This is a genomic window from Arcobacter sp. YIC-80 (assembly GCF_044841725.1).
Lineage (GTDB): Bacteria > Campylobacterota > Campylobacteria > Campylobacterales > Arcobacteraceae > Arcobacter_B.
Genome location: NZ_JBJBSI010000009.1, coordinates 34,185 through 55,804 on the forward strand (window position 1 = coordinate 34,185; position 21,620 = coordinate 55,804).

General features: G+C 28.5%; 19 protein-coding genes. 3 read left to right on the forward strand and 16 right to left on the reverse strand.

From position 1 onward, the window contains the following. Position 1: 1 nt before the first annotated feature. The 8 genes from ACH5BK_RS11795 to ACH5BK_RS11830 form a co-directional block, all read right to left on the reverse strand. Positions 2–2,476 carry an NADH-quinone oxidoreductase subunit G gene (locus ACH5BK_RS11795; RefSeq protein WP_404307641.1) on the reverse strand — a complete coding sequence of 825 codons (2,475 nt, stop codon included), beginning with the start codon at positions 2,474–2,476 and terminating at the stop codon, positions 2–4. Then, positions 2,476–3,285 (reverse strand): hypothetical protein, encoded by an 810-nt coding sequence (locus ACH5BK_RS11800; protein ID WP_404307643.1) that lies wholly within the window; start codon positions 3,283–3,285, stop codon positions 2,476–2,478. The genes ACH5BK_RS11795 and ACH5BK_RS11800 overlap by 1 nt, the downstream gene beginning before the upstream one ends. After that, positions 3,285–3,557, reverse strand: a complete 273-nt coding sequence (locus ACH5BK_RS11805) for an NADH-ubiquinone oxidoreductase subunit E family protein (RefSeq protein ID WP_404307645.1) — start codon at positions 3,555–3,557, stop codon at positions 3,285–3,287. The genes ACH5BK_RS11800 and ACH5BK_RS11805 overlap by 1 nt, the downstream gene beginning before the upstream one ends. Before the next feature lie 12 nt (positions 3,558–3,569). After that, positions 3,570–4,802 carry an NADH dehydrogenase (quinone) subunit D gene (gene nuoD / locus ACH5BK_RS11810; RefSeq protein WP_404307647.1) on the reverse strand — a complete coding sequence of 411 codons (1,233 nt, stop codon included), beginning with the start codon at positions 4,800–4,802 and terminating at the stop codon, positions 3,570–3,572. A gap of 6 nt (positions 4,803–4,808) precedes the next feature. After that, the gene (locus tag ACH5BK_RS11815) at positions 4,809–5,612 is read right to left on the reverse strand and encodes an NADH-quinone oxidoreductase subunit C (protein WP_404307649.1); all 804 of its coding nucleotides are present in this window, start codon (positions 5,610–5,612) and stop codon (positions 4,809–4,811) included. Beyond that, the gene (locus ACH5BK_RS11820) at positions 5,612–6,121 is read right to left on the reverse strand and encodes a NuoB/complex I 20 kDa subunit family protein (RefSeq protein WP_404307651.1); all 510 of its coding nucleotides are present in this window, start codon (positions 6,119–6,121) and stop codon (positions 5,612–5,614) included. The genes ACH5BK_RS11815 and ACH5BK_RS11820 overlap by 1 nt, the downstream gene beginning before the upstream one ends. Continuing rightward, entirely contained in the window at positions 6,103–6,492 is a 390-nt protein-coding gene (locus ACH5BK_RS11825) for an NAD(P)H-quinone oxidoreductase subunit 3 (RefSeq protein ID WP_404307653.1), read from the reverse strand. The genes ACH5BK_RS11820 and ACH5BK_RS11825 overlap by 19 nt, the downstream gene beginning before the upstream one ends. Positions 6,493–6,939: 447 nt before the next feature. After that, positions 6,940–8,673 carry an ATP-binding protein gene (locus ACH5BK_RS11830; protein ID WP_404307655.1) on the reverse strand — a complete coding sequence of 578 codons (1,734 nt, stop codon included), beginning with the start codon at positions 8,671–8,673 and terminating at the stop codon, positions 6,940–6,942. Between the two features lie 181 nt (positions 8,674–8,854). Here ACH5BK_RS11830 and ACH5BK_RS11835 point away from each other — a divergent pair, with 181 nt between their 5' ends. Continuing rightward, a complete protein-coding gene (locus ACH5BK_RS11835) occupies positions 8,855–11,233 on the forward strand; it encodes a tetratricopeptide repeat protein (protein ID WP_404307657.1) in 2,379 nt (792 codons plus the stop codon). 10 nt (positions 11,234–11,243) lie between these two features. Here the strand turns inward: ACH5BK_RS11835 and ACH5BK_RS11840 are convergent, their stop codons facing one another. After that, a complete protein-coding gene (locus tag ACH5BK_RS11840) occupies positions 11,244–11,597 on the reverse strand; it encodes a hypothetical protein (protein WP_404307659.1) in 354 nt (117 codons plus the stop codon). A gap of 121 nt (positions 11,598–11,718) precedes the next feature. Here ACH5BK_RS11840 and ACH5BK_RS11845 point away from each other — a divergent pair, with 121 nt between their 5' ends. After that, positions 11,719–12,336, forward strand: a complete 618-nt coding sequence (locus ACH5BK_RS11845) for a tetratricopeptide repeat protein (RefSeq protein WP_404307661.1) — start codon at positions 11,719–11,721, stop codon at positions 12,334–12,336. Here the strand turns inward: ACH5BK_RS11845 and ACH5BK_RS11850 are convergent. The 6 genes from ACH5BK_RS11850 to ACH5BK_RS11875 all read right to left on the reverse strand — a co-directional run bounded on the left by ACH5BK_RS11850 (position 12,324) and on the right by ACH5BK_RS11875 (position 20,385). Further along, positions 12,324–13,256 carry an AEC family transporter gene (locus tag ACH5BK_RS11850; RefSeq protein ID WP_404307663.1) on the reverse strand — a complete coding sequence of 311 codons (933 nt, stop codon included), beginning with the start codon at positions 13,254–13,256 and terminating at the stop codon, positions 12,324–12,326. The genes ACH5BK_RS11845 and ACH5BK_RS11850 overlap by 13 nt on opposite strands. Before the next feature lie 45 nt (positions 13,257–13,301). Next, complete coding sequence (locus ACH5BK_RS11855; RefSeq protein WP_404307665.1) at positions 13,302–13,910, reverse strand: GIY-YIG nuclease family protein; 609 nt, start codon at positions 13,908–13,910, stop codon at positions 13,302–13,304. A 13-nt stretch (positions 13,911–13,923) separates the two neighbouring features. Then, a complete protein-coding gene (locus ACH5BK_RS11860) occupies positions 13,924–16,893 on the reverse strand; it encodes a type I restriction endonuclease subunit R (protein ID WP_404307667.1) in 2,970 nt (989 codons plus the stop codon). Between the two features lie 21 nt (positions 16,894–16,914). Further along, the gene (locus ACH5BK_RS11865) at positions 16,915–18,219 is read right to left on the reverse strand and encodes a restriction endonuclease subunit S (RefSeq protein ID WP_404307669.1); all 1,305 of its coding nucleotides are present in this window, start codon (positions 18,217–18,219) and stop codon (positions 16,915–16,917) included. After that, positions 18,219–20,075: an N-6 DNA methylase gene (locus ACH5BK_RS11870; protein ID WP_404307671.1), complete on the reverse strand. Its 1,857-nt coding sequence runs from the start codon at positions 20,073–20,075 to the stop codon at positions 18,219–18,221. Before ACH5BK_RS11870 ends, ACH5BK_RS11865 begins: the two co-directional genes overlap by 1 nt. 61 nt (positions 20,076–20,136) lie before the next feature. After that, entirely contained in the window at positions 20,137–20,385 is a 249-nt protein-coding gene (locus ACH5BK_RS11875) for a helix-turn-helix domain-containing protein (RefSeq protein WP_404307673.1), read from the reverse strand. 135 nt (positions 20,386–20,520) lie between these two features. On the opposite strand from ACH5BK_RS11875, the gene ACH5BK_RS11880 reads away from it, so the two are divergent. Next, on the forward strand, positions 20,521–20,769 hold the full coding sequence (locus ACH5BK_RS11880; protein WP_404307675.1) for a hypothetical protein: 249 nt from the start codon (positions 20,521–20,523) through the stop codon (positions 20,767–20,769). 2 nt (positions 20,770–20,771) lie between these two features. Here the strand turns inward: ACH5BK_RS11880 and nfo are convergent, their stop codons facing one another. Continuing rightward, positions 20,772–21,617 (reverse strand): deoxyribonuclease IV, encoded by an 846-nt coding sequence (gene nfo / locus ACH5BK_RS11885; protein WP_404307677.1) that lies wholly within the window; start codon positions 21,615–21,617, stop codon positions 20,772–20,774. Between the last annotated feature and the right edge of the window lie 3 nt (positions 21,618–21,620).

The following is a 21,620-nucleotide window of genomic DNA, read 5'->3' on the forward strand; positions in this document are numbered from 1 at the left end:
ATTATGCCTTTGTTACTTTTGCTTTGCTGTATCTATAAGTATTAAATAAAGCTTTTGAAGTTGAGTTTTTTTCAAAAGTTGAAACATAAGCTACATCTTCCATAATTTGGACATCAACGTAAGCATTTAATTCTAAAGTTTCACCATTTGCTTCAACTTTTACTTTATCTCCTGTAGCTAATTCTAACTTATCAAATGCACTTTGAGAGAAGAAAACACCTGATTTTAAATCATCTTTAAACTCGTGTGCAATTGCTGTAAATTCATTGAACTGATTAATTGGATTAGCTCTATAAATAAGAGTTTCATCTTCTGTAAGTTCTAGCTTAGCTGTTAAACCTATTTCAACTTCATCACTTGGTTCACTAACTAATACAGATAAATCATATCCTCTATACTCAACTCTATCATTTCCAAATTCATTTGGTAATGAATCAAATTCTACTGCTTTAAATCCGCCTGAAAGAGGTAATTGCTCTGTATATTCAATAGTATATTCAATCTCATCATTTAACACTACATTTGCGATATCATTTAAGTTATAACCATTATGTGCAAGAGCAGCATTTGTAGGAATAACTTTTTTATCTACATTTGTAAAAGTCCCTTCTTGTTGATTAAGTGCAGGAATATCTAAATCCCCATCACCTAAAGCTGATAATTCAAAGTCAGCTTTTTCATTGTAGCCAACTGTAAAGCCACTTTCTTCATTTGCTAAATCACAAATTAATGATACTCCAAGAGTATTTGTTTGAGTTGGTAAAATTACAATATCAAAAGCAGTGTATCTATCAATAATTCCACATAATTTAGCTAAGTTTGCTGCATTTGGATGAGTGATTAAATCTTCCCCAACAATTAATGAGAATTTATCTTTTTTAGCAAGCATTGAATCAACTAATTCTAAGAAGCTTTCGTCTTTTCCAAACTCTTCAACAAATAAGTTATATTCATATTCAACTTCTTTTTCTACTTTTTTAGGAACCATTTTTGAAACTTCTTTTTCTTCACCTGTTTCTTCATCTTTTACGATTTCAACAACTTTTTCTTTGATAGTTTCAACTATAGTCTTAGTTCTTTTTTCAGTTTTTGAGTCAATAAACTCTTTGATTGATAATGGTAAGTCTTTTCCAAATTTATATAAAATAAAGTATAAAATAGCTTCTTGAGCCATTGCATCATGATAAATAAAGTCTGTTGTTTTACCTTTTTTACCAATTTTCTCCATCACAGGATCTGCAACAGGATGGAAATATAAAGCAGAACCTTTATTCATAATAACTGAGTTATTAAAAGCATATCTTGCATTTGGTAAATCAGATTTTAAGTAAGACCCAACAGAAATTACAAAGTTTGAATCATGAACTTGTGTTAAAGTTGATGAATATAATGATCTTCCTGATGTTAAAGCATAATTTTTTAAGAACTCTTGGTATCTTCTTGCATCTTCATTTACAAGTTTTGCACCTCTTTGTTTAGCAAGTTTTTGTAAGATTAAAGCTTCTTCATTTGTGATATATGAGTTAAACTTAATTGTATCAGCTTTACTGAAAGCTTCAATAGCTTTATTAAATGCTACTTCATCTTTTGCTTCAACTTTGTTTTCAAAATCATAAGCAAATCTTCCTGCACCATTTACAGTTGAGAAATGAGGTTCATTTGTTACTCTATAAATTTTCTTTTGTGCATGATTATCAATAGATTCTTGTTTAATTTCATAATACATAAATGCACAGTCAGGTGAGTGTGGGTTTGCAGCTGGGATTTTCTTTAATTCCCAAGCATTTGAAGTATATTGGAAATCATGAGAAACTAAAGCTCCAACTGGACATGCAGAGATACACTCTCCACAGTTTGTACAGGCATCAGCATCATAACCAATTAAAGATTTATTTAATTTGTTCCACATTGCATAAGCATCTTTTGGCATCTCAGCTTTAAATGTCTTATCAATTGCATCAGCACCTCTTTTTACAGTAGAAAGTGCATTCGAACCAACCATATCTTTACATACAGTCACACATCTTTCACAAACAATACAAAGTGCTGGGTCATAGTTCATTACACCCCAGTGTTGTGTAGGTTTATGAATATCTTTAATACTATAACTTTGAGAGTCTACATTCATATATAAAGAATAGTTTTGTAATTCACACTCTCCACTTTGATCACAAACACCACATTGTAATGGATGATTTACATCATAAACTTCCATAATTGCTCGTCTTTCTTTAGCAATATTAGGAGTAACAGTTGAGATTTCCATCCCCTCTTTAATCTTAGTATTACACCCATAAACTTGCTTACCATCTGCCTCAACAAGACAAAGTCTACATGCTAAAGTTGGTGAACATCTAGTTAAATAACAAACAGCTGGAACAAAAATATCATTTGCTCTTGCTGTGTTTAAGATAGTTTCACCCTCTTTTGCCTCTACAGACTTTCCATCAATTGTTAATGTAATCATATCACTCATTATGCATCAACCTTTTCTATTTTTACTTGCTTATATCTATAACCTTTAAAAAGTTCGCTCTCGCAGTTAGAAACTTTTGCTACAGATACAGTACCATTTAACTTATCATCAACTATTAATACTCTTTTGATTTTTTCACCTGCAAAGTTAATATATATTTCATCATTATCTTGAACCTTAGCAATATTTGCAAATGTTTGACTACAAGATAAAATATCATTTTGCTCATCATCAATTAGTCTATATAATAAAGTCCCGTTATAAGATTTCAACTCTTCTATATCTTCTAAATCTAAAGTTTCGCAAGAGTTAATCTTATTTTCTAATTCATCATTTAATACAACAACATTTAAATCAGAATATTTTTTTATTACTGCTAAAAGTTTAATGATATTTTCAACTCTATCATGCTCAATGATATCATCTCCAATAATTAGAGTTTTAAAAGAACACTCTTTTGATTCTTCATAAGCTTCTTCAAACTCTTCTTCCCCAGCACTACTTTCAGCTGAAATATATCCTAAGTCTAAATCATTTATAAAACTTTGGATTTTTTCGTCACTATTCTTAACAAATGAATCAAGTAATAAAGCACAAATTCCTTCTTCACTTCCCACTTCATATTTAATAAATTGAGTATAGTAAAGTTTGATATCTATATTATCAATTGGGTGCATATAAACAAACTTTGCATTTGTTTTAGCAATTGATTCAATAATAGAATCTCTATATTCTTCCTTATTATTAGAAAGCATTGTTCCTAAAGTAATTACAAAATCACTTTTAGCAATAATCTCATGTTTATTCATTATTCAGCATCCTGTGAAGCTTCTTCAACTTCTCTTGGTTCAGGTTTAACTTTTTTTATAACTAAAGTCCAATCTACTTCATTGAATTTAATAGAGTTCATTAAAGTATAACCTGCCTCATAAACAACATCAGCACTTTTTTGAATATTTTCAAAATCACCAATTTCAAACATTATAATAGCTGTTTCACCATCAGCAATTTGAGTATCCATAAGCTCTAACATTCTGTCATAGAAGTCATTTTTTAGTGGTCTTAAATCAAATCTTTTCATACTTCTATTCCCCTATCTATCAATTTCACCAAATACAATATTTAAATTACCAATAATAGTAACAACGTCAGCTAATTGTGTTCCAACTAAAATTTCTTCTAAAATCGCTGTATGTTGGAAACTTGGTGTTCTCATTTTAAGTCTATAAGCATAAGGACTTCCATCACTTACTACAAAGTATCCTAACTCACCTTTTGGTGATTCAGTCGCTACATAAACTTCACCCTTTGGTGGTCTCATCCCTTGTGTAACAAGTACAAAGTGTTGCATTAAAGAGTAATTTTGAGTCATGATTTGCTCTTTTGGAGCTGAGATATACTCAGGAGCGTGAGCCATAAGTTGAGATTCACTTTCCATATACATAGGAAATAATTGTCTTAAAATTTTTGCAGACTCTCTAATCTCAGCGATACATAGTTTATATCTACCATAAGAATCACAAGTTTCTGAAATAGGAACATCAAAATCTAACTCATCATAAATTCCATAAGGCATCTCTTTTCTTAAGTCCCATTTAATACCAGCACCTCTTAAAGCAATACCTGAACATCCCCAGTCTTTTGCCATTTGTGGTGTAATAACACCTACATTTTCAAGTCTCATTTTCCAGATTCTATTTTCTGTTAATAAACCTTCATATTTTTCTAATTCTTCATGTAAGATTTTTAAGAATGACTCACAATCATCAATCCAGTTAGCAGGTAAGTCTAAAGGAACTCCACCAATTCTAACTGCTGAATGTGTAAGTCTTGCACCACAATAGTCCTCAATTAAGTCCATTGCGTATTCTCTTTCTCTAAAACAGTATAAGAACATAGACATAGCACCAACATCAAGTGCGTGAGTTGCTAACCAGAAAAGATGAGAAGTAATTCTATTTAATTCTAAAAGCATAGTTCTAATAATCTCTGCTCTTCTTGGTGCTTCAATACCAAGTAACTTTTCAATAGCTAAAGCATAACCATAGTTATTTGAAGTTGCAGCGATATAATCCATTCTATCTGTAGTTGGTAAGAATTCGTTATAAATCATATTTTCAGCCATTTTTTCCATACCTCTGTGAAGGTATCCTATTAATGGTCTTGATTTTACAACTTCCTCACCTTGAAGCTCTAAAGCTAATCTTAATTGACCGTGAGCTGATGGGTGTTGTGGCCCAAAGTTCACCATCATTGTGTTATCTTCTCTCTCGAAGTTTATATTTTCAAAAAAAGGTTTTAATCTATTTGGTTGTTGTGTTTGCATACTTTACTACCTTCTTCTTTTTAAAACAACTGAATCTTCAGGTTTTAATTTTTTCATAATTGGAGTGGCATTATCTTCTTGATAGTTAATTGCAGTTTCAGGCTCAAACTGTGAAATATCAGTATCATAAGGTACTTCATGACCAAGTCTAGCAAATCTTGTAGTATCATATCTATCAATTGCAGCTGGATCTCTTTGTTCAGGTCCTATGATATCTCTTGCTTCTTTTCCAAAAATTTTGTCAACTTCATACCAAGATGCAGCTTCATCACCTTGTAAAGGATATGTTTTTCTAAGTGGGTGATCATACCAATCATCTGGCATAATAATTCTTTTCATATTAGGATGATTTAATACTTTTACTCCTAACATATCATACATTTCTCTCTCAGACCAGTTTGCTGATTTGAATACAGATGTTACAGACTCAATAGCTTCATCTTTTCCTAAGAAACATTTGATTCTTAATCTTTTGTGTTTTGATAATGACAACATTTCATAAAATAACTCATAGCCATCTTTTTTAGCTAAATAATCAATAGCTGATAGTTCCATCAACATATCATATTCTAATTCTTCTCTTAATAAAGTCATAGCTTCAACAATAGAGTTTTTATCAATATGTATTACTAAATGAGTATGCTCAATATAAGCTTCTTTTACATCAATTTTTGAAGAAAATACTTCAAAATCTTTTTCAAACTGCTCATCTTTATTTACATCAAGTCTTGCTAAACTTGGTGTTACATAAAATCTATCTGAGAAGTATGATTTTTTTTGTACGTCATGTTTTGGTTTATACTGTCTCATTAAACTAACCTTTTTTTCTTCTTAGCTCTAAAAATCGATTCTCTTCTGATTTTCTTTTGTAGAGTCATTAACGCATATTGTAATGTTTCAGGTCTTGGGGCACAACCTGGTAAGTAAATATCAACAGGTACTATTCTATCTGCACCTTGAACAGTTGCATAAGTATTAAACATACCACCTGTATTAGCACATGATCCCATTGAGATTACCCATTTTGGATCAGGCATTTGATCATATAATCTTCGCATGAACTCTGCGTGTTTTTTAGTAAGAGTTCCTGCTATCACGATACAGTCAGATTGCCTTGGACTGGCTCTAAAAATAGTACCAAATCTATCAAAGTCATATCTTGATGCACCAGTAGCCATCATTTCAATAGCACAACAGGCTAAACCATAAGTCATTGGCCAAATTGAGTTTGATCTACCAAAATTTACAAGCTTATCAATAGTAGTTAGCTTTATTGGCGCTCCACCATCTTGTAAATAGTTTACTTTATGCTGTGCCATTCTAAGGCTCCTTTCTTCCACTCATATAAGAATCCGATTGATAGAATTGTAATAAATAAAATCATTGCTACAAACCCAAACCAACCTAATAATTGAAAGTTGATAGCCCAAGGGAACATAAAAATAATTTCTACATCGAAAAGAATGAAGATTAATGCAACTAAGTAAAATTGTGTTGAGATTGTGTTTGGTTGTTTTGTAACCTCTGGCCCACACTCATAAAGTGTTGTTTTAAGTTTTTCAGTATCAAGTCTTGCGATTTTTCTACTAATAAATCTTGATAGCCATACAGTAGCACCAAATGCAGCAAATGTTACCACAAACATAACAAATGCACCGAAATAAGGATGTGCAAAATCCATATGTGTCATATCGTATATCCTTTATAAAACTTTAAAAAGTTTATTTGAAGCTTAAATATAGTACCTAAATAGTAATAAATAGCCACTTTAACAGTTATGCAATGATATTTCTATCGCTATAAAAAAGAGCTTATTAGCTATTTTTTTGCTACCTCACTATACAAATTGACACAAAATGAAACACTATATAGTTATGCCAATTTTTTATAGGCTTTTAATATTATTATAAAAGAAGTATCTAAAATTGGTATGATAAACTTACAATTAATTAACATGAAAAGTGAACTTTTTACCTTTCAAATTCTTAGTGTTTCAAAACTTCACATATTTAGTTTTTTTTCTAACTTTATATCTTTATTAAATTTTTAGATTAATTTATTTTTTTTATTTATTGGATTTTTTTATATTGAGAGAACTTAGTGTATAAATAATAATTTCTAAGAAGTAAAATACTTCCTAGAAAAAGCCAACTTTATTTTCTGAATCAAACTGCCCTTTTTGCTCTTTTTGAATCTGTTCTTTAAAATCTTCTATTTTAAATATTGGCTCTTGGCTTACTGCTAATTTATATGCAGTATTTTTTATAATAAGTTCTATTTGTCCACCTGTTAATTCATATTTAGCTAATTCTTCAACATCAAAGTTTTCATCTAAAGGTAAGGCTTCTGGTATTAACTTTTGCCATAAAGTTATTCTTTGTTCTTTATTTGGTTTCATAAACTCAATTTTATAGTTAAATCTTCTTGAAAATGCCTTATCAAGATTTTCAAGCAAGTTTGTTGTAGCTATTAAAATTCCATCAAATCTCTCAATTTGTTCTAAGAAAATATTTTGCATTTGGTTGTGCATTTTATCACTTCCACTTCCTGCTCCTGTAGTTCTTGAACTTAAAAATTGATCGGCTTCATTTAAAAGTAAAATAGGCTCAGATTTTGAAATTTCTCTAAGCTCGTAATACTTATCAAAAATAGCTCTTACATTTTTTTCACTCTCACCTACATACATAGAAAGAATTTTTGAACAATCAAAACTAAGAACTTCTTTTTTAAGAGATTTTGCCATAGCTAAAGCTGTTAAAGTTTTACCTGTTCCTGCAACCCCATAAAAAATTATCTTTGCATCTATTCCTCTTTTTTTATCTTTTATTCCCCACTGTTTAAGTCTATTTGCTACAGTTTTATCAACTTGTTGTAAAAGGGCATCTAAAGTCTCTTTTGTTTTATCATTTAAAACCACATCATCTAAAGTTTTTGAAGTATTTATAAGTTCAAACATATCTTGTTCTTTTATAACAGAATCAAGTTTGATTTTTGTTCTTCTAGTTTTCTTTTTTGTAGGATGAGAAATTTTATATAAAATTTCATCTGGAATATAAAAGTTTCTATTTATTCCACCAAAAGCAGTTAATACTTCATCATAATCAACTAAAGATTTTGACACTAAATTTGAACTTTCTTCAAGTAAGCTTCTATACTTAATTTTCTCATAATCATCTGAAGAAATAAGTTCTATTAAGGCATTCATATCTCTTATTGAACCATCTCCACCTGAATACTCTTCTTTTAATAATGCTAAAAATAGTGTTTGTTCTTGGTCAGCTAAATCATTTTCTTTAAAAAAATCTTCAAGCATAATAGAGCTGTTTGTAACTTTTACTCTTTCTTTAATTCTATTTTCCAACATCACTAATTTTGATTTTAGTCTATTTGAACTAGGTGAATTTATATCAAAGTTTTTTCTAACTACATTTAGCTGTTGTACTAAATCTATTTTAAAAAATTGATCTTGTAAATACTCCAAATGATCACTATAACTTTTGATTTCAGGAAGAACAAAATCACCTGAAATATTTTCAAATAGTTTTAAATATGAACTTGAAAGTGCAATATTTGAATTTAATAATTCAAGTTTTGAAACTTCATTTAATTTTATTTGATCAAAGGCAACTTGAACTAACCAACCACACTCTAAAAGAGATTTAATTAAATCTAATTTATCTAAGTGTTCATACTCTTTAATATCACAAAATTCTGCTAAAACATCTATTACAACTAGAGTGTCTCTACCTTTTACATACTCTTTTGTTAAATATTGAAGAATATGTCCTTCTTCTTTTTTACATTTTAATCTTTTATAAAAATTTGTTTTTGTTATATCCGAAGCTTTTATAAAATTAACTAATTCTTTCATTTATTTAAAATATCCTATATTATATATGTGTAATCTTTGATAATACATTAAATTCTCTTAACTATTAATGAGCCGATGAAATTACCTATTAGTTATAAAATTGTTTCACATAAATTATTTATTAAGATAGTTTTCCCTATTATGTTATTTTTTAAAATTATAATAATTATAAGGAATGCAGATGAGAAATTTAATAGTGGCTTTATTCACTTTAATTTTTTTTACAGCTTGTTCGGTTTCTAATTTAAACCAAAACAGTGTAAGCTCAAAAGAAGAGTTAATAAAAGCTTCACAAACTGGTGACATAAAAGCAATGCTTCAACTACATGAGCATTATAAGTTTCCCGAAACAAAAGAAGGTTTATACTATTTTAATAAATGGTATACAAATATAAATAAGCAACATGATCCAAAAGATATAACTGCAATTGCTAAAGTTTATGATGAATATTCAAAAATGTTTATCAATGAAAATCAAAAAGCACAAAAACTTTATAAACTAGCTTCAAGTTTAGGTGATAATAGTGCAAATATAGCTTTAATCAAATCATATTTAAAAAGCTATCAAAGAGATGAAGCTAAAGCTTTAGAAGAAAAAATAATTAATAGTTTAAACAATGAAGAAATGCAAGAATTGTATTCATTCTATAATAAAAACTATTACTCAAGACAAGCTAAAAATCTTGAAAAGATTATGGAAAAAAAAGGTATTGAACTACCTACAGAAGCTATTATAAAAAATATTAGAAAATATAGCTATAGAAAAAGTGATGAAGAAAAACTTAATGAACTAATCAATAAGATTTTAGAAAAAAATAAAAGTGAAGATATCTACAAACTAGCTAATCTTTATTATAAAAAATATAAATTTGAAAAAGCTATTCCTTATTATGAAAAAGTTCTTGAACTTGATCCTAAAAATATAAACGCGATACTTGAACTTGGAGCTATTTATAATAAAGGTAACTATAGAGAAAAACTTAAAAAGAATAAAGATAAAGCTGCAGTGTATTTTGAAAAAGCTTCAAAGTTAGATAATAGTGAAGCTACACAATCACTTCTTAGTATTTATTCATCTGACAAGAAATATTTAGATAAATACTTTTCATTAAAACAAAAGTTAAATGATTCAAAAGATGGAAAACTAATCCTTGCGAAGTTTTATAAAAAACAAAGACAATATCCTCAAGCTTATAAGTTATTTGAAGAAGTAGCACAAGAAGGTAACCATGAAGCTATCATTGAGTTAGCAATGAATAGAGCTTCTTCATATAGATTTAATCCTGAAATTCATAATCAAACAAAAAAATGGCAAGATTATATCTATAAGTCAAAAGATAAAGAACTAAAGAAAAAATATATTGATAAAATCTCTTCACCATATACAAAAAGATACTATAAAGAAGAGCTTAAAAAATACTCAGTAAATAAACTTGATACAAACAATATCATTGAACTAAGAGAAATCTATAGAGCATACAAATACAAAGATAAAAAACTAGCACTAGAAGCTTTAACTAAAGCCCATAATTTTGGAGATGTAAAAAGTACTTATTCTTTAATAAATTATTATAAAAGAGATAGAAAAAATAAAGACTTTAAAAAAGCCGTTGAACTTTTAGAATCATTAGAGCAAAGAGGTGAAAAAAAAGCTACTAAAGAACTTGCAGATTTATATTATAATCCTCCTTATGGATTTAAAGAATACAAAGATAAAGATAAAGCATTAAAACTTTATGAAAAACTTGCAGAACAAGATGACTTTAGAGCTTCAAGAAAATTAGTAGATATTTATCTTTGTGGAAAATGTGAAAACAAAAAACTTAATCACAAAAAAGCAAAATACTATCTTGAAAAACTAGTAAAAAGAGGTTACTCTTATGATATTGCTAGTCTTGGTTGGTTATATCAATATGGAGAAGGCGTAGAAAGAGACTTATTAAAAGCAAAAGAGTTATACGAAGAAGCCGCTCAAAAAGGGTACAACACAGCTAATTATTATCTTGCATGGTTATATTATCAAGATGAGGAATCACCTAAGGATTCACTATTAGAGCTTAACTACAAAAAAGCTTTAGAATACTTAAAAAAAGGTCACAAAAAAAGAGACTATAGAGCAACTAATCTTATTGGAGTTTTCTATGAAAAAGGTTATGGTGTTAAAAAAGATAGAGAAAAAGCTGTAGAATATTATAAACAAGCTTATAAATATGATATGTTTGCTGCACATCATTTAGGGCAATATTATTATGATATAAAAGAGTACGAAAAAGCTTTAGAACTTTATAAGAAAGCTAGAAAAAGAGGACATAAAGGATCTATTGTAAAACTTGGAATTATGTATGAAAGAGGTGTTTTAGGGAAAGTTGATATTCAAAAAGCTTTAGAATACTATAAAGAAGCATACAATAAATATGATGATAAAGTAGCTGCTTATAATATAGGTCTTGTATACCATTATGGAAAAGGTGGTATAAAAAAAGATAAAAAACTAGCTAAACAATGGTATGAAAAAGCTAATATAAAAGATTCTAAAAAGCAATTAAAACTTTTAAAATAAAGAAGTAATTTTACTTCTTTATTTGCTTTTTTAAAGCCTCATAAAATTTATACACTTCATCTTTTTTCTTAAATTGTAACTTTTGATTGTCATTTATTATAATATCCAAGTTTTCAACACTTAGATTTTTAATATCACTATATTTATACTCTTTTGAGTTTTTCTCTAAATCAATAGTAAAACTATTTGATATCTCCAAAACTTTGTCACTACACAAGGCTTTATATGAACCTTTTGAATAAAGTATTGAATTACAATTTTGTGATTTTAAATGCTCTTGTATTTGCTCTAAATTTGAAGAATTCATCATATTTAAAGATACTGCAATAAGTGCAATAAATAAAAAGAAAGCTATAAAAATCATATAAAATCTCCTAAGTAAATCTAAATAAATATTACAAGAATAACTCTTAACTTCATATAATTATCTAAAATTAGATAAAATATTATTCAAAAATTACAAGTTGTATCTACAAGGAAAAAATATGTTAAAAAGCACTACAAAACTTTTAGTGACTTCTGCAATAGCTTCTATACTTTTAACAGGATGTAATAACTATGAGCAGTCACTAAAAGTTTTACCAACTGAATTAGCACAAGCAAATCAATGTATCAGTCAAGATAAAGAGTTTGAAGAGAATTGCTACGATTTAATCTCTTATAAAAATACTATCGCTCTTCTAAGACTTGGTATCAAAAAATATTCAGAAGGAAAATATCAAGACGCTTTTACACTTTATGATTTAGCACAAAAAAGAGGTAACTTTTATGCAAATGCTTTACTTTCGGAACTATATTTAAAAGGAAGAGGTGTTAAGCAAAATCAAAAACTAGGAATTGATTTACTTAAAGATACAAAAAAAGTTGACCCAATGGCAGCTTATAAATTATCTTTTTATTATATTAATGAAAAAGATTATGATGATGCTCTTGAACTTTTAACTTTTGCAGCAAATAACAATGTAAAAAATGCTCAACTAGAACTATCAAAAATCTACGCAAATGGTAAAATAGTAAAACCAGATACTCAAAAGAGTATCTTTTGGCTAGAAAAATTTGAAAATAAAACAAATAGTTTTATGATGAAAATTTACGGTATTTGATAGTTTTCAAGTAACATAAGTATCGCTGAAATAGAAAATATCGAAAGCAGTGTCTGCATAGTAATAATCGCAGACATTAGCTTTAAATCTCCTCCAAGTTCCCTTGCTAAAATATAAGCACTAGAAGCTGTAGGCATAGCTCCAAAAAGAACAAGTACCAACAATGGAAGTCCTGTAACTCCTAAGTTTATAGCCACAAAGAAAATAAGCACAGGGAAAAGTGCAAGTTTTATAAACACCGATGAAAATAGCTCAAATTTCACTTCTTTTAAGTGAGTAATATGCAAACCAACCCCAACAGATAAAAGACCCAATGGAAGTGCAGCAGCACTTAAAATACTAAGTGTTTTTTCAAGAGGAGAAACTAAAGAAATACCTAAAAAGTTTAAACCTCCTCCAATTATACATCCTACAATCAAAGGATTTTTAAAAATTGACTTTATAAAAGATATAAATGTAATCTTATCACTTGAAGCATAAATAGAAAAAATTCCTATACAAAATACATTTATACTTGGTATTAAAAAAGTCATTAAAAGTGCTGCTAAAACTAAGCCACTATCTCCATAAATAGCATCTGTTAAAGCTAAAAATACATAAGTGTTAAACCTAATCGAGCCTTGATAAACAGAAGTAAAAGAAGGGCCATCAAAAAAGAACATAATTTTATCAGCTATCATAAGTAAAACTGTGATAATTCCAATAGTTAAAAGAGCTGAAAAAACAAAGTTTACCCCATCTATACCATCCAATGAAGCAGTAGAAAGCTTATAAATCAAAAGTGCAGGAAACAGCACATAATAAGTAAACTTATCAGCATACTGCCAAAACTGCTCATCAGGGAACTTTATTCGCTTTAGAAAATATCCTAAAGATATAAGTAAAAAAATTGGTATTAGTGCTAGTAGTATATTTTGCATGTTTTCTCTTTCAATAAAATTTATATAAGAATTTAAATCACTTGTTTAAAGATTTTCTATTTTTTTATGTAGTTCATATACCTCATCTGCAAAAAGTAAACACTCTTTTATAAAAAATTCTCTTGATGGATTTGGTCTAAAACTATTTAATAACTTATGCATTGCTTTTTCTAATTCTTCATAATGTGGTGTTTTATACTCTCTTAGAACAGTAAATTCAAAAGGTACACCACTTGTATAAAGAGATTTTATTCTCTCTTGTATTTTTAAAGTAGTAAGTCCTATCTTTACTAGTTCACATCCATCTTTTGTAAATGTGTTTGTACCTAAGATATAGACTATCCCCAAATCACTTTCAAAATTCTCATCTTGAGACTCGATCTCAAGTCTTTCTTCATTTTCTTCTATTAATCCAACTTTTACAGGCTTTGAGCTTTTATCCCTAAAAAATAAACTATCATTATCTACTGTTAATGAAGATATTTCAGCTTTTAACTGTGAAATAGCCTGCTTTTTATCACCATCTTTCTGAAGTATTTTTGCTTCTAATTTCTCAGGATACTTTTTTATTAGTTTTGTTGTCAAATCTTTTATAATTAAAGAACTGTCACTTTCTACTAATATATCTATAACCATTTGTTTTAATGTTTTCATTTTCTTTACTTTCCTACGCGTTAAAATGATGATAAAGTTCTTTAGACATTGTCTCAATCAAATATGATTTAAAACTACTATCTGTGAATATCTTATGGAACATCTCTTCATTTACACTTTTCTTACTAACAATTGTTTTTAAGAAAAAATCTTTTCTAACTTGTGTTTCAAACTCATCGTAATTATTCACAGTTGCAATATCTTTTAACTCTTCATTTGCCATAAGTGCTTGTAATGGTTGGTCATAGAAAGCTAGTCTATCCTCTTCACTCAAATCATATCCAAATAAATCATTTATTCTTTGAATAAGTGAATCTAAATCCTCTTCAACTTTTTCTTTTTTTCTAGTTCCTCCATCAGAAAAACCTTTTAAATCTTTTTCATCACCTTTTTCAAGAGATATATCTTCACCTTTAGTTTTTGTTCCATTCATTCTTTTTAGTTTATAAAAATCAAGACTAAGTAACTCATCTAATTCTAATTTTGTAAAGGTATTATCCTTAGGAAACTTTTTGATTAGTGAACCTAAATAAATATACATTTCATATAAACTTATCTTTCTAAATGGGTAAATTTGCATTAAGAAGTTATAAGACCTAAAATATTTAATAACATAAGTTTTAAACTCTTCTTGTTTATTTTCATCTTCAATCTTTAAAAACCTCTCAATTGCAATGTTTATAAGATTATCCATATTTGCTATAGCTAAGGAATCTCTATCCTCTTTAAAATAAAGTTTACAATACTCACTTATCTGCTCTTGATAACAAATATGAAACTCATCAATTTTATGATAAAACTCAAATACAATATTTGGATCTGTTACTTTTTGAATATTTGAAGCTGTATAATATCTAGCAAATGAGTCTCTTATAGTATCTACTTCATTTACAAAATCTAATACAAAAGTATTATCTTTACCTTTTGTAACTCTATTTAGTCTTGACAAAGTTTGTACTGCTGTTACTCCATTTAACATTTTATCAACATACATAGCACAAAGTTTAGGTTGATCAAACCCTGTTTGATATTTATCAGCAACTATTAAAAACTTTACTTCATTTACACCATCAAAAACCTCAGGTAATTCACTCTCTTTTATATGATTTACGCTCTCTTCTGTGTATTTTTCTTCATCTATCTCAAGTTCACCAGAAAAAGCTATAAGCGATTTGATATTAGGATAGTTCGAAGCTAAATACTTATCCATTGATAGTTTATATTTTAAAGCATGAAGTCTAGAGCTTGTAACTATCATAGCCTTAGCTTTCCCTTTTAACCAAGTTTGTCTATTTGCCATAAAATCTTCAACTATAGTTTCAACTTTTTGGTCAATATTATATTCATGTAAATTTACAAAAGCTCCTATTGCTTTATTTGCTGCTGTTTTTTCAAACTCTGGATTATCTTTAATTTTTTTACCTATTTTAAAATAGGTATCACTTACCATATAGTTTCTAAGTGGGTCTAAAATAAAGCCTTCTTCAATTGCTTGTCTCATAGAATAAAGATGAAACTCGTGAGGTTTGCCATCTTCACCCTTTTTTCCAAAGATTTGCATAGTTTTATCTTTTGGAGTTGCAGTAAAAGCAAAGAAACTTAAATGCCCTGTATTTGTAATAGCATCTATGATTTTATTTAGTCTATCTTCACTTGTCTCATCATACTGTTTTTCTAACTCTTTTGCTTCTTTTAGTGTTTTTCCAGCAAGTGAAAGCTTTAGATAGTTCATGTTTTCACCACTTGTACTAGAGTGTGCTTCATCTATGATAATGGCATACTTTTTCTTATCTAATTTATCAAGTTCTTTATATGCATGTGAAAACTTCTGAATAGTTGTAATAATAATCTTTGAGCCTTTTTTTAAAGCTCTTGCCAAATCTTTTGAGGTTTTGTTTTTATCTATTTTTACTACTATTCCTCTTGTTTTATCAAGTTGATAAATAGCGTCTTGAAGCTGTTTATCTAAAACCTTTCTATCAGTTAAAACTAAGACACTATCAAAAATAGGATTTTCTTCTTCATCGTGTAGTTTTGAAAGTCTATGAGCCAGCCATGAAATAGAATTTGTTTTTCCACTTCCTGCACTATGTTGTATAAGATACTTATGTCCTGATTTTTCTTCTTTTACTGTTTTCTCTAAGCTTTTTACCACATCTAGTTGGTGAAACCTTGGAAATATTGCTATTTTTTTATCTGTTTTTGTATCTTCTTGAATAAAATAAAAGTTTCTAAAAATATCAAGTAAAGAGTCTTTTAAAAGTATTTCTTCCCATAAATAATGTGTTTTTAACTTACCCTCAACTATTGGATTTCCTGCTCCATTTTCAAAACCTTTATTGAAAGGTAAAAAGAAAGTATCTTTTCCTTTAAGTTCTGTAGCCATTGATACCTCATCATTATCTAAAGCAAAATATATCAAGGCTCTTTGATTAAACTGCGTTAGTGTATTTTTATAACTTCTATCAAGTCTAAATTGTTTTTCTGCTTCTTTTGTATTTTGACCTGTGTATTTGTTTTTTAGCTCCATTATAACTATTGGAAGTCCATTTAAAAATAGTACTAAATCTATAGAAGTTTTGGCAGTTTTTTCAAAGTAAAGTTGTCTAGTGATAGAAAATCTATTCTTCTCATATTTTTCTACTGTCTCTTTATTTTTTTTGTTATTTGGTTTAAAATATACAAGCTTTAGGTTTGTTGATAGACAAAAGTCCTCAACTCCTTCTCTTAATACTTTTATCAAACCTTTTCTTTTAATATCAGAACTTATTAAATCAAGTAGTTTATCTTGCCAGTTTTGAGGACGAGAACTTTTAAACTCTTCTAATAGTTCACTTTGAGTTTTCTCTAAAAATTTTATCATATCAGTTTTATTTAAACAGTATTTTTTATCAAACTCTTCACTTTTTGTTTGTCTATATCCATTATCAATAAGTGAATCTTCTATAAGTTTTTCTATATCTTTTTCTAAAATCTGGCTCATAAACTGCTTCCTTAATATGTTTTATAAAATTTCTATCTTTCCCGTCACTGCTTCACTTATAAGTGTTTCTTTGGCTTCTTTTAGTTTTGTTATACTTTGTTTTGTTTTTTCAATTGTGTTATCGAAAGTTTTTATTTTTTCGTCTAAGTATTTTGATATTTGTTTTTGTTCTTCAACATTTGGGAAATAACACTTTAAATTTCCAACAAAATCCCAACTTGCTCTTGGCATTTTAGTTCCATAAGTCGAGCCATTTACAATATCAATAAATAAGTCAGATACCATAAGATATTTGACAAATTTATTTATAGAAATATTCAATATTGATGTTAATACAAAGAAATCTCCAACACAAATTCCATTTTTATTCGGAATATATACTTTTGCTAAATAAGGTCTTAACTTACCAAATAAAATATCTCCAGATTTAAAAACAATACCCATATCATTAAAAACATTATTTTTTGTCCTAATATAGTTAGTTGTTTTACTTTCAATATTTTCTAAAGCAATTTTAAAATCAGACTTATTAGACTTTAAAGTATTAAATTTAGTAGCATACTTTAACTTCTTAATTTCCCAATTTTTTGGAATATCCCCAAGCCAATCAACCTTACTTGATTCTAATTCTTCTTTTTGTCTTTTTATAGTTTGTAGTTTCCCATCTTTTTTGATAACTTTTAGTTTTCCTGTCACTACTTCACTTATCAAAGACTGTTTTGCTATTTCTAGCTTAGTGATAAGCTCTTCTTTTTTTGAGATAGCAGTATCAAATACTTTTGATTTTTCATCTAAAAAGTTTGCTATTTTTTGTTGTTCATTTGTTGAGGGGACTAATAATTTTGCATTTTTAATTAAGTCTTGGTTTAATAACTTTGCTCCATAAATATTTTCATTAGCATAAAATACTAAATACTTAGACAAAGCATAATACCAAAAATTTAGATTTACATTTTTATTTTTTAAAAATGAGGCTATAGCTTCATTTGTATATAAATCTTTTTCATTAAAGCTAACTTGGCCTACAGATAACTTAAATGTATATAACAGTGAACCTTTTGGCACTTTTTGCATACTATAATCAACTATAGCTTCGTCAGATAACCTTTGCTTAGAATCACTAATATATTTATTTTTAATATCTGAAATGGAAACCCAAATATTTTTTCCTTCAAAATATTTATCTTTTGAAGTAGAAGGAGTTGAACCAACAATATACTTTAATAAATATTTTAAACTCATTTTCTTCCAAGCCTTTGGATAGTCCTCTATCCAATATAACTTACTAGAAGTTAGCTCACTTTGTTCTCTTATTCTATATTGCATTAGGCTAATAACTCTTTTAAATCATCATTTATACTTTTCTCTAGCTCTTTAATATCTGCCATGATATTTTCAAAACTATCTAGCTTTTTATACTCATAAAAATGTCTTGTAAAAGGTATTTCATAACCTATGTTATCAAAGGTACTTTCATCAAGCCAAGACGAAACTAAGTGAGGTTTTACTTCTTGCTCATAGTACTCTTGTATATCTTTTTTAAGTGGTATTGACTCACTATCTTTTGCTATTAGTACATTTTGCCTTGAAGCAGTTAAAGTCACCCCAAGAAAAGAAAGAAACTCTTTTTTAGATTTAAACTCTAATCTTTTTTCTTCTATTTCCAATAACTTTTTTTCTACAACTTCTCTTACAGTTGGAGCAATAGTATAAAACTTATCTTTGTCTTTTTCATCATCAAGTATTTCAGCTAGATTCTTTGGTCGCTCAACTGTAACTTTTGTAAAGCCAAAATCACTATTATCAAAAACTTTAGAGTATTTAGAATCTTTATAGTTATCAAACTCTTTATAGTATGCTTCTAACTCTTCTATTTGATCATCACTTATAAACTTTCTTTTACTTCCAAGTGATTTTCTCATAGGCTTTGAAAACTCACTTCCATTTACAAGCTGTATTTTGCCTTTTCTCTCATCACTTTTTGATGTAGTAAGAACCCAAATATATGTAGATATTCCCGTATTATAAAAAAGGTCAGTTGGTAAAGATATAATTCCTTCTAACATATCTTTTTCAATAATCCATCGTCTTATCTGACTCTCACCACTACCTGCATCACCTGTAAAAAGTGGTGAGCCATTGAAGATGATAGCAAGACGGCTTCCCTCTTCATCTTTATACATCTTACTTATCATATTTTGTAAGAAAAGAAGAGAACCATCACTTACTCTTGGAACACCTGCACCAAATCTTCCTTCAAAACCATAAGACTCATGTTCTGCTTTTACATAAGCTTGTTCTTTTTTCCACTGCACTCCAAAAGGTGGATTTGAGATAAGAAATCTATAGTTTTTACCTTTATGTCCATCATCTGTAAGTGTGTTTCCAAAGGCTATATTGTTTGTATCTTGTCCTTTGATAAGCATATCAGCTTTACAAATAGCGTAAGATTCGTCATTTATCTCTTGACCGTATAGCTCTACTTTTGCATTTGGATTTTTCTTAAGTATATCTTTGTGTCCAACAGAAAGCATACCACCTGTACCACAACAAAAGTCAGCTATTGAGATAACTTTACCTTTTGTTTTGATTTGTTTTTCTTTTCCCATAAAAAGCATTTTCATACAAAGCTCAATCACTTCTCTTGGTGTATAGTGATCTCCTGCTTCTGCATTTTCTTTAAATTTTCTAATTAACTCTTCAAAGATATAACCCATAGTTTGATTATCTACTCTATTTGGGTGTAAATCTACGTTATTAAACTCTTCTATTACATGATAAAGTTGATTGTTTTTTGCTAGTTTATCTATCTCTTTATTGAAATCAAAGTGAGCTATAATATCTTTGATATTTGAAGAAAAACCTTGTAGGTAATTTATAAAGTTTTCTTTTAGATTATCTTGGTCATCACATAAGTTATCAAAAGAAAATACTGAAATATTGTAAAAGTCTAAACCATCAAGTTCAGTTTTTATAAGTTCTTCTTGTGATTCTTGTGGAATGTCTTTATATAAAGAATAAGCTTTTTGTATATCCTCTTTCTTTTCACTTATTATTTCATCAAATCTTTTTATTACACACATTGGCAATATCACATCACCATATTTTTCAGGTTTATAAACCCCTCTTAAACTCTCAGCTATTTGCCATATTAAATTTATCTTGTCATTGAAGTCTGTCATATACTCTCTATTTATCTATAAAATTAGATTTTATTTTATCGTATTGTTTGTTATTTACTTGTTAGTTAAAGAATTCTTTTATGTCTACTTCTAATACTTTGGCAATTTTATATAGTTGTTCAATATTATAGTGTTTATCTTCTAAACCTGCTTCAATCTTACTTACCATACTTACAGACTTATGACCTATACTCAAAGCTAAATCCGTTTGTGATAACTTTTTTTCTTTTCTTATTTGTTTAACATTATCTGCAATTCTTCTGTGAAACTCTTCTATCTCTTTTTCATCAACATCTAAATGTAATAACATCTTTTCCCTATAGTGAAGTTTATTATAAGTTTATAAGAGATAGAATTATTAAAACACTCCCTATAGGGAAACTATATTGTTTTTACCCCAATAATTCAAAAAATTTTGAAGAAATGAAATAATAAGGTTTATATTATGCAAGAGATTCTTTCAATTTTAAAAATAAAAGTTATTCCTTTAAACTGTTGTTATACAAGCTATGAACTCAAAGAAGACATTATTATTGTGAAAAAATCTTTAAGTAAATGTCCCTCATCAATTGAAGTAAAAGAGTTAGTTGATTTATATTTTATTTTTACAAAGATAAAAGATGTTCAAGTGGAAGTTTGTGAAAATGGAGATGTGACTATAAAAAAAGTCTCCAAAGCACTAGCAAAGAAGTAAAACTACTTCTCTACTAAATCATATAAGGCTTGGATTTCATCAGCCCAGATAGTTTCATCGATTGTTTCTAGTACTAATGGAATATCATCCATTCTATCATCATTCATGATGAACTTAAATGCATCCCATCCAATCTGTCCCATACCTAAACTATGGTGTCTATCTACTCTACTTCCAAGTTCTGGTTTTGAGTCATTTATATGCATTCCCATAAGATACTCACGTCCTACTACCTCATCAAACTCTTTCCATGTTTTATCATAAGCTTCTCTTGTTCTGATGTCATAACCTGCTGTAAACATGTGACAGGTATCTATACATACACCAATTCTTGATTTATCTTCTACTTTATCAATTAAGTATGCTAAATGCTCGAACTTATAACCTAAGTTACTTCCTTGACCTGCTGTATTTTCAATAACTAGTTTTATGTCATTTGTAGCATCAATTGCTTGGTTTAGAGATAGTGCGATTCTATCTAAACACTCTTCTTCACTTATCTTTCTTAGATGCGAACCTGGGTGAAAGTTAAGTCTATCAAGCTTTAAAATTTCACATCTTTCAATCTCATGTAAAAACCCATCAAGTGACTTTTGTCTTTTCTCTTCTTCTGGGTGACCTAAGTTGATTAAGTATGAATCATGTGGCAAGATATGTTTTGCTTCAATTCCTGTTTCTTCCATCTCTTTAAACCACTTATCTAAAACCTTTGTTTCAAAGTCTTTTGCTCTCCATTGTCTTTGATTTTTTACAAAAAGAGCAAAGGCCTTACAGCCTATTTCTCTTGCGTTTATTGGGGCATTAAATACTCCACCAGTTGCACTTACATGAGCTCCTACGTATTTCATATA

What these genes read in the sequence shown, in the direction of transcription:
- ACH5BK_RS11795 (WP_404307641.1), bottom strand. Translation starts at nt 2,476, where the DNA reads ATGAGTGATATGATTACATTAACAATTGATGGAAAGTCTGTAGAGGCA.
- ACH5BK_RS11800 (WP_404307643.1), bottom strand. Translation starts at nt 3,285, where the DNA reads ATGAATAAACATGAGATTATTGCTAAAAGTGATTTTGTAATTACTTTA.
- ACH5BK_RS11805 (WP_404307645.1), bottom strand. Translation starts at nt 3,557, where the DNA reads ATGAAAAGATTTGATTTAAGACCACTAAAAAATGACTTCTATGACAGA.
- nuoD (WP_404307647.1), bottom strand. Translation starts at nt 4,802, where the DNA reads ATGCAAACACAACAACCAAATAGATTAAAACCTTTTTTTGAAAATATA.
- ACH5BK_RS11815 (WP_404307649.1), bottom strand. Translation starts at nt 5,612, where the DNA reads ATGAGACAGTATAAACCAAAACATGACGTACAAAAAAAATCATACTTC.
- ACH5BK_RS11820 (WP_404307651.1), bottom strand. Translation starts at nt 6,121, where the DNA reads ATGGCACAGCATAAAGTAAACTATTTACAAGATGGTGGAGCGCCAATA.
- ACH5BK_RS11825 (WP_404307653.1), bottom strand. Translation starts at nt 6,492, where the DNA reads ATGACACATATGGATTTTGCACATCCTTATTTCGGTGCATTTGTTATG.
- ACH5BK_RS11830 (WP_404307655.1), bottom strand. Translation starts at nt 8,673, where the DNA reads ATGAAAGAATTAGTTAATTTTATAAAAGCTTCGGATATAACAAAAACA.
- ACH5BK_RS11835 (WP_404307657.1), top strand. Translation starts at nt 8,855, where the DNA reads ATGAGAAATTTAATAGTGGCTTTATTCACTTTAATTTTTTTTACAGCT.
- ACH5BK_RS11840 (WP_404307659.1), bottom strand. Translation starts at nt 11,597, where the DNA reads ATGATTTTTATAGCTTTCTTTTTATTTATTGCACTTATTGCAGTATCT.
- ACH5BK_RS11845 (WP_404307661.1), top strand. Translation starts at nt 11,719, where the DNA reads ATGTTAAAAAGCACTACAAAACTTTTAGTGACTTCTGCAATAGCTTCT.
- ACH5BK_RS11850 (WP_404307663.1), bottom strand. Translation starts at nt 13,256, where the DNA reads ATGCAAAATATACTACTAGCACTAATACCAATTTTTTTACTTATATCT.
- ACH5BK_RS11855 (WP_404307665.1), bottom strand. Translation starts at nt 13,910, where the DNA reads ATGAAAACATTAAAACAAATGGTTATAGATATATTAGTAGAAAGTGAC.
- ACH5BK_RS11860 (WP_404307667.1), bottom strand. Translation starts at nt 16,893, where the DNA reads ATGAGCCAGATTTTAGAAAAAGATATAGAAAAACTTATAGAAGATTCA.
- ACH5BK_RS11865 (WP_404307669.1), bottom strand. Translation starts at nt 18,219, where the DNA reads ATGCAATATAGAATAAGAGAACAAAGTGAGCTAACTTCTAGTAAGTTA.
- ACH5BK_RS11870 (WP_404307671.1), bottom strand. Translation starts at nt 20,075, where the DNA reads ATGACAGACTTCAATGACAAGATAAATTTAATATGGCAAATAGCTGAG.
- ACH5BK_RS11875 (WP_404307673.1), bottom strand. Translation starts at nt 20,385, where the DNA reads ATGTTATTACATTTAGATGTTGATGAAAAAGAGATAGAAGAGTTTCAC.
- ACH5BK_RS11880 (WP_404307675.1), top strand. Translation starts at nt 20,521, where the DNA reads ATGCAAGAGATTCTTTCAATTTTAAAAATAAAAGTTATTCCTTTAAAC.
- nfo (WP_404307677.1), bottom strand. Translation starts at nt 21,617, where the DNA reads ATGAAATACGTAGGAGCTCATGTAAGTGCAACTGGTGGAGTATTTAAT.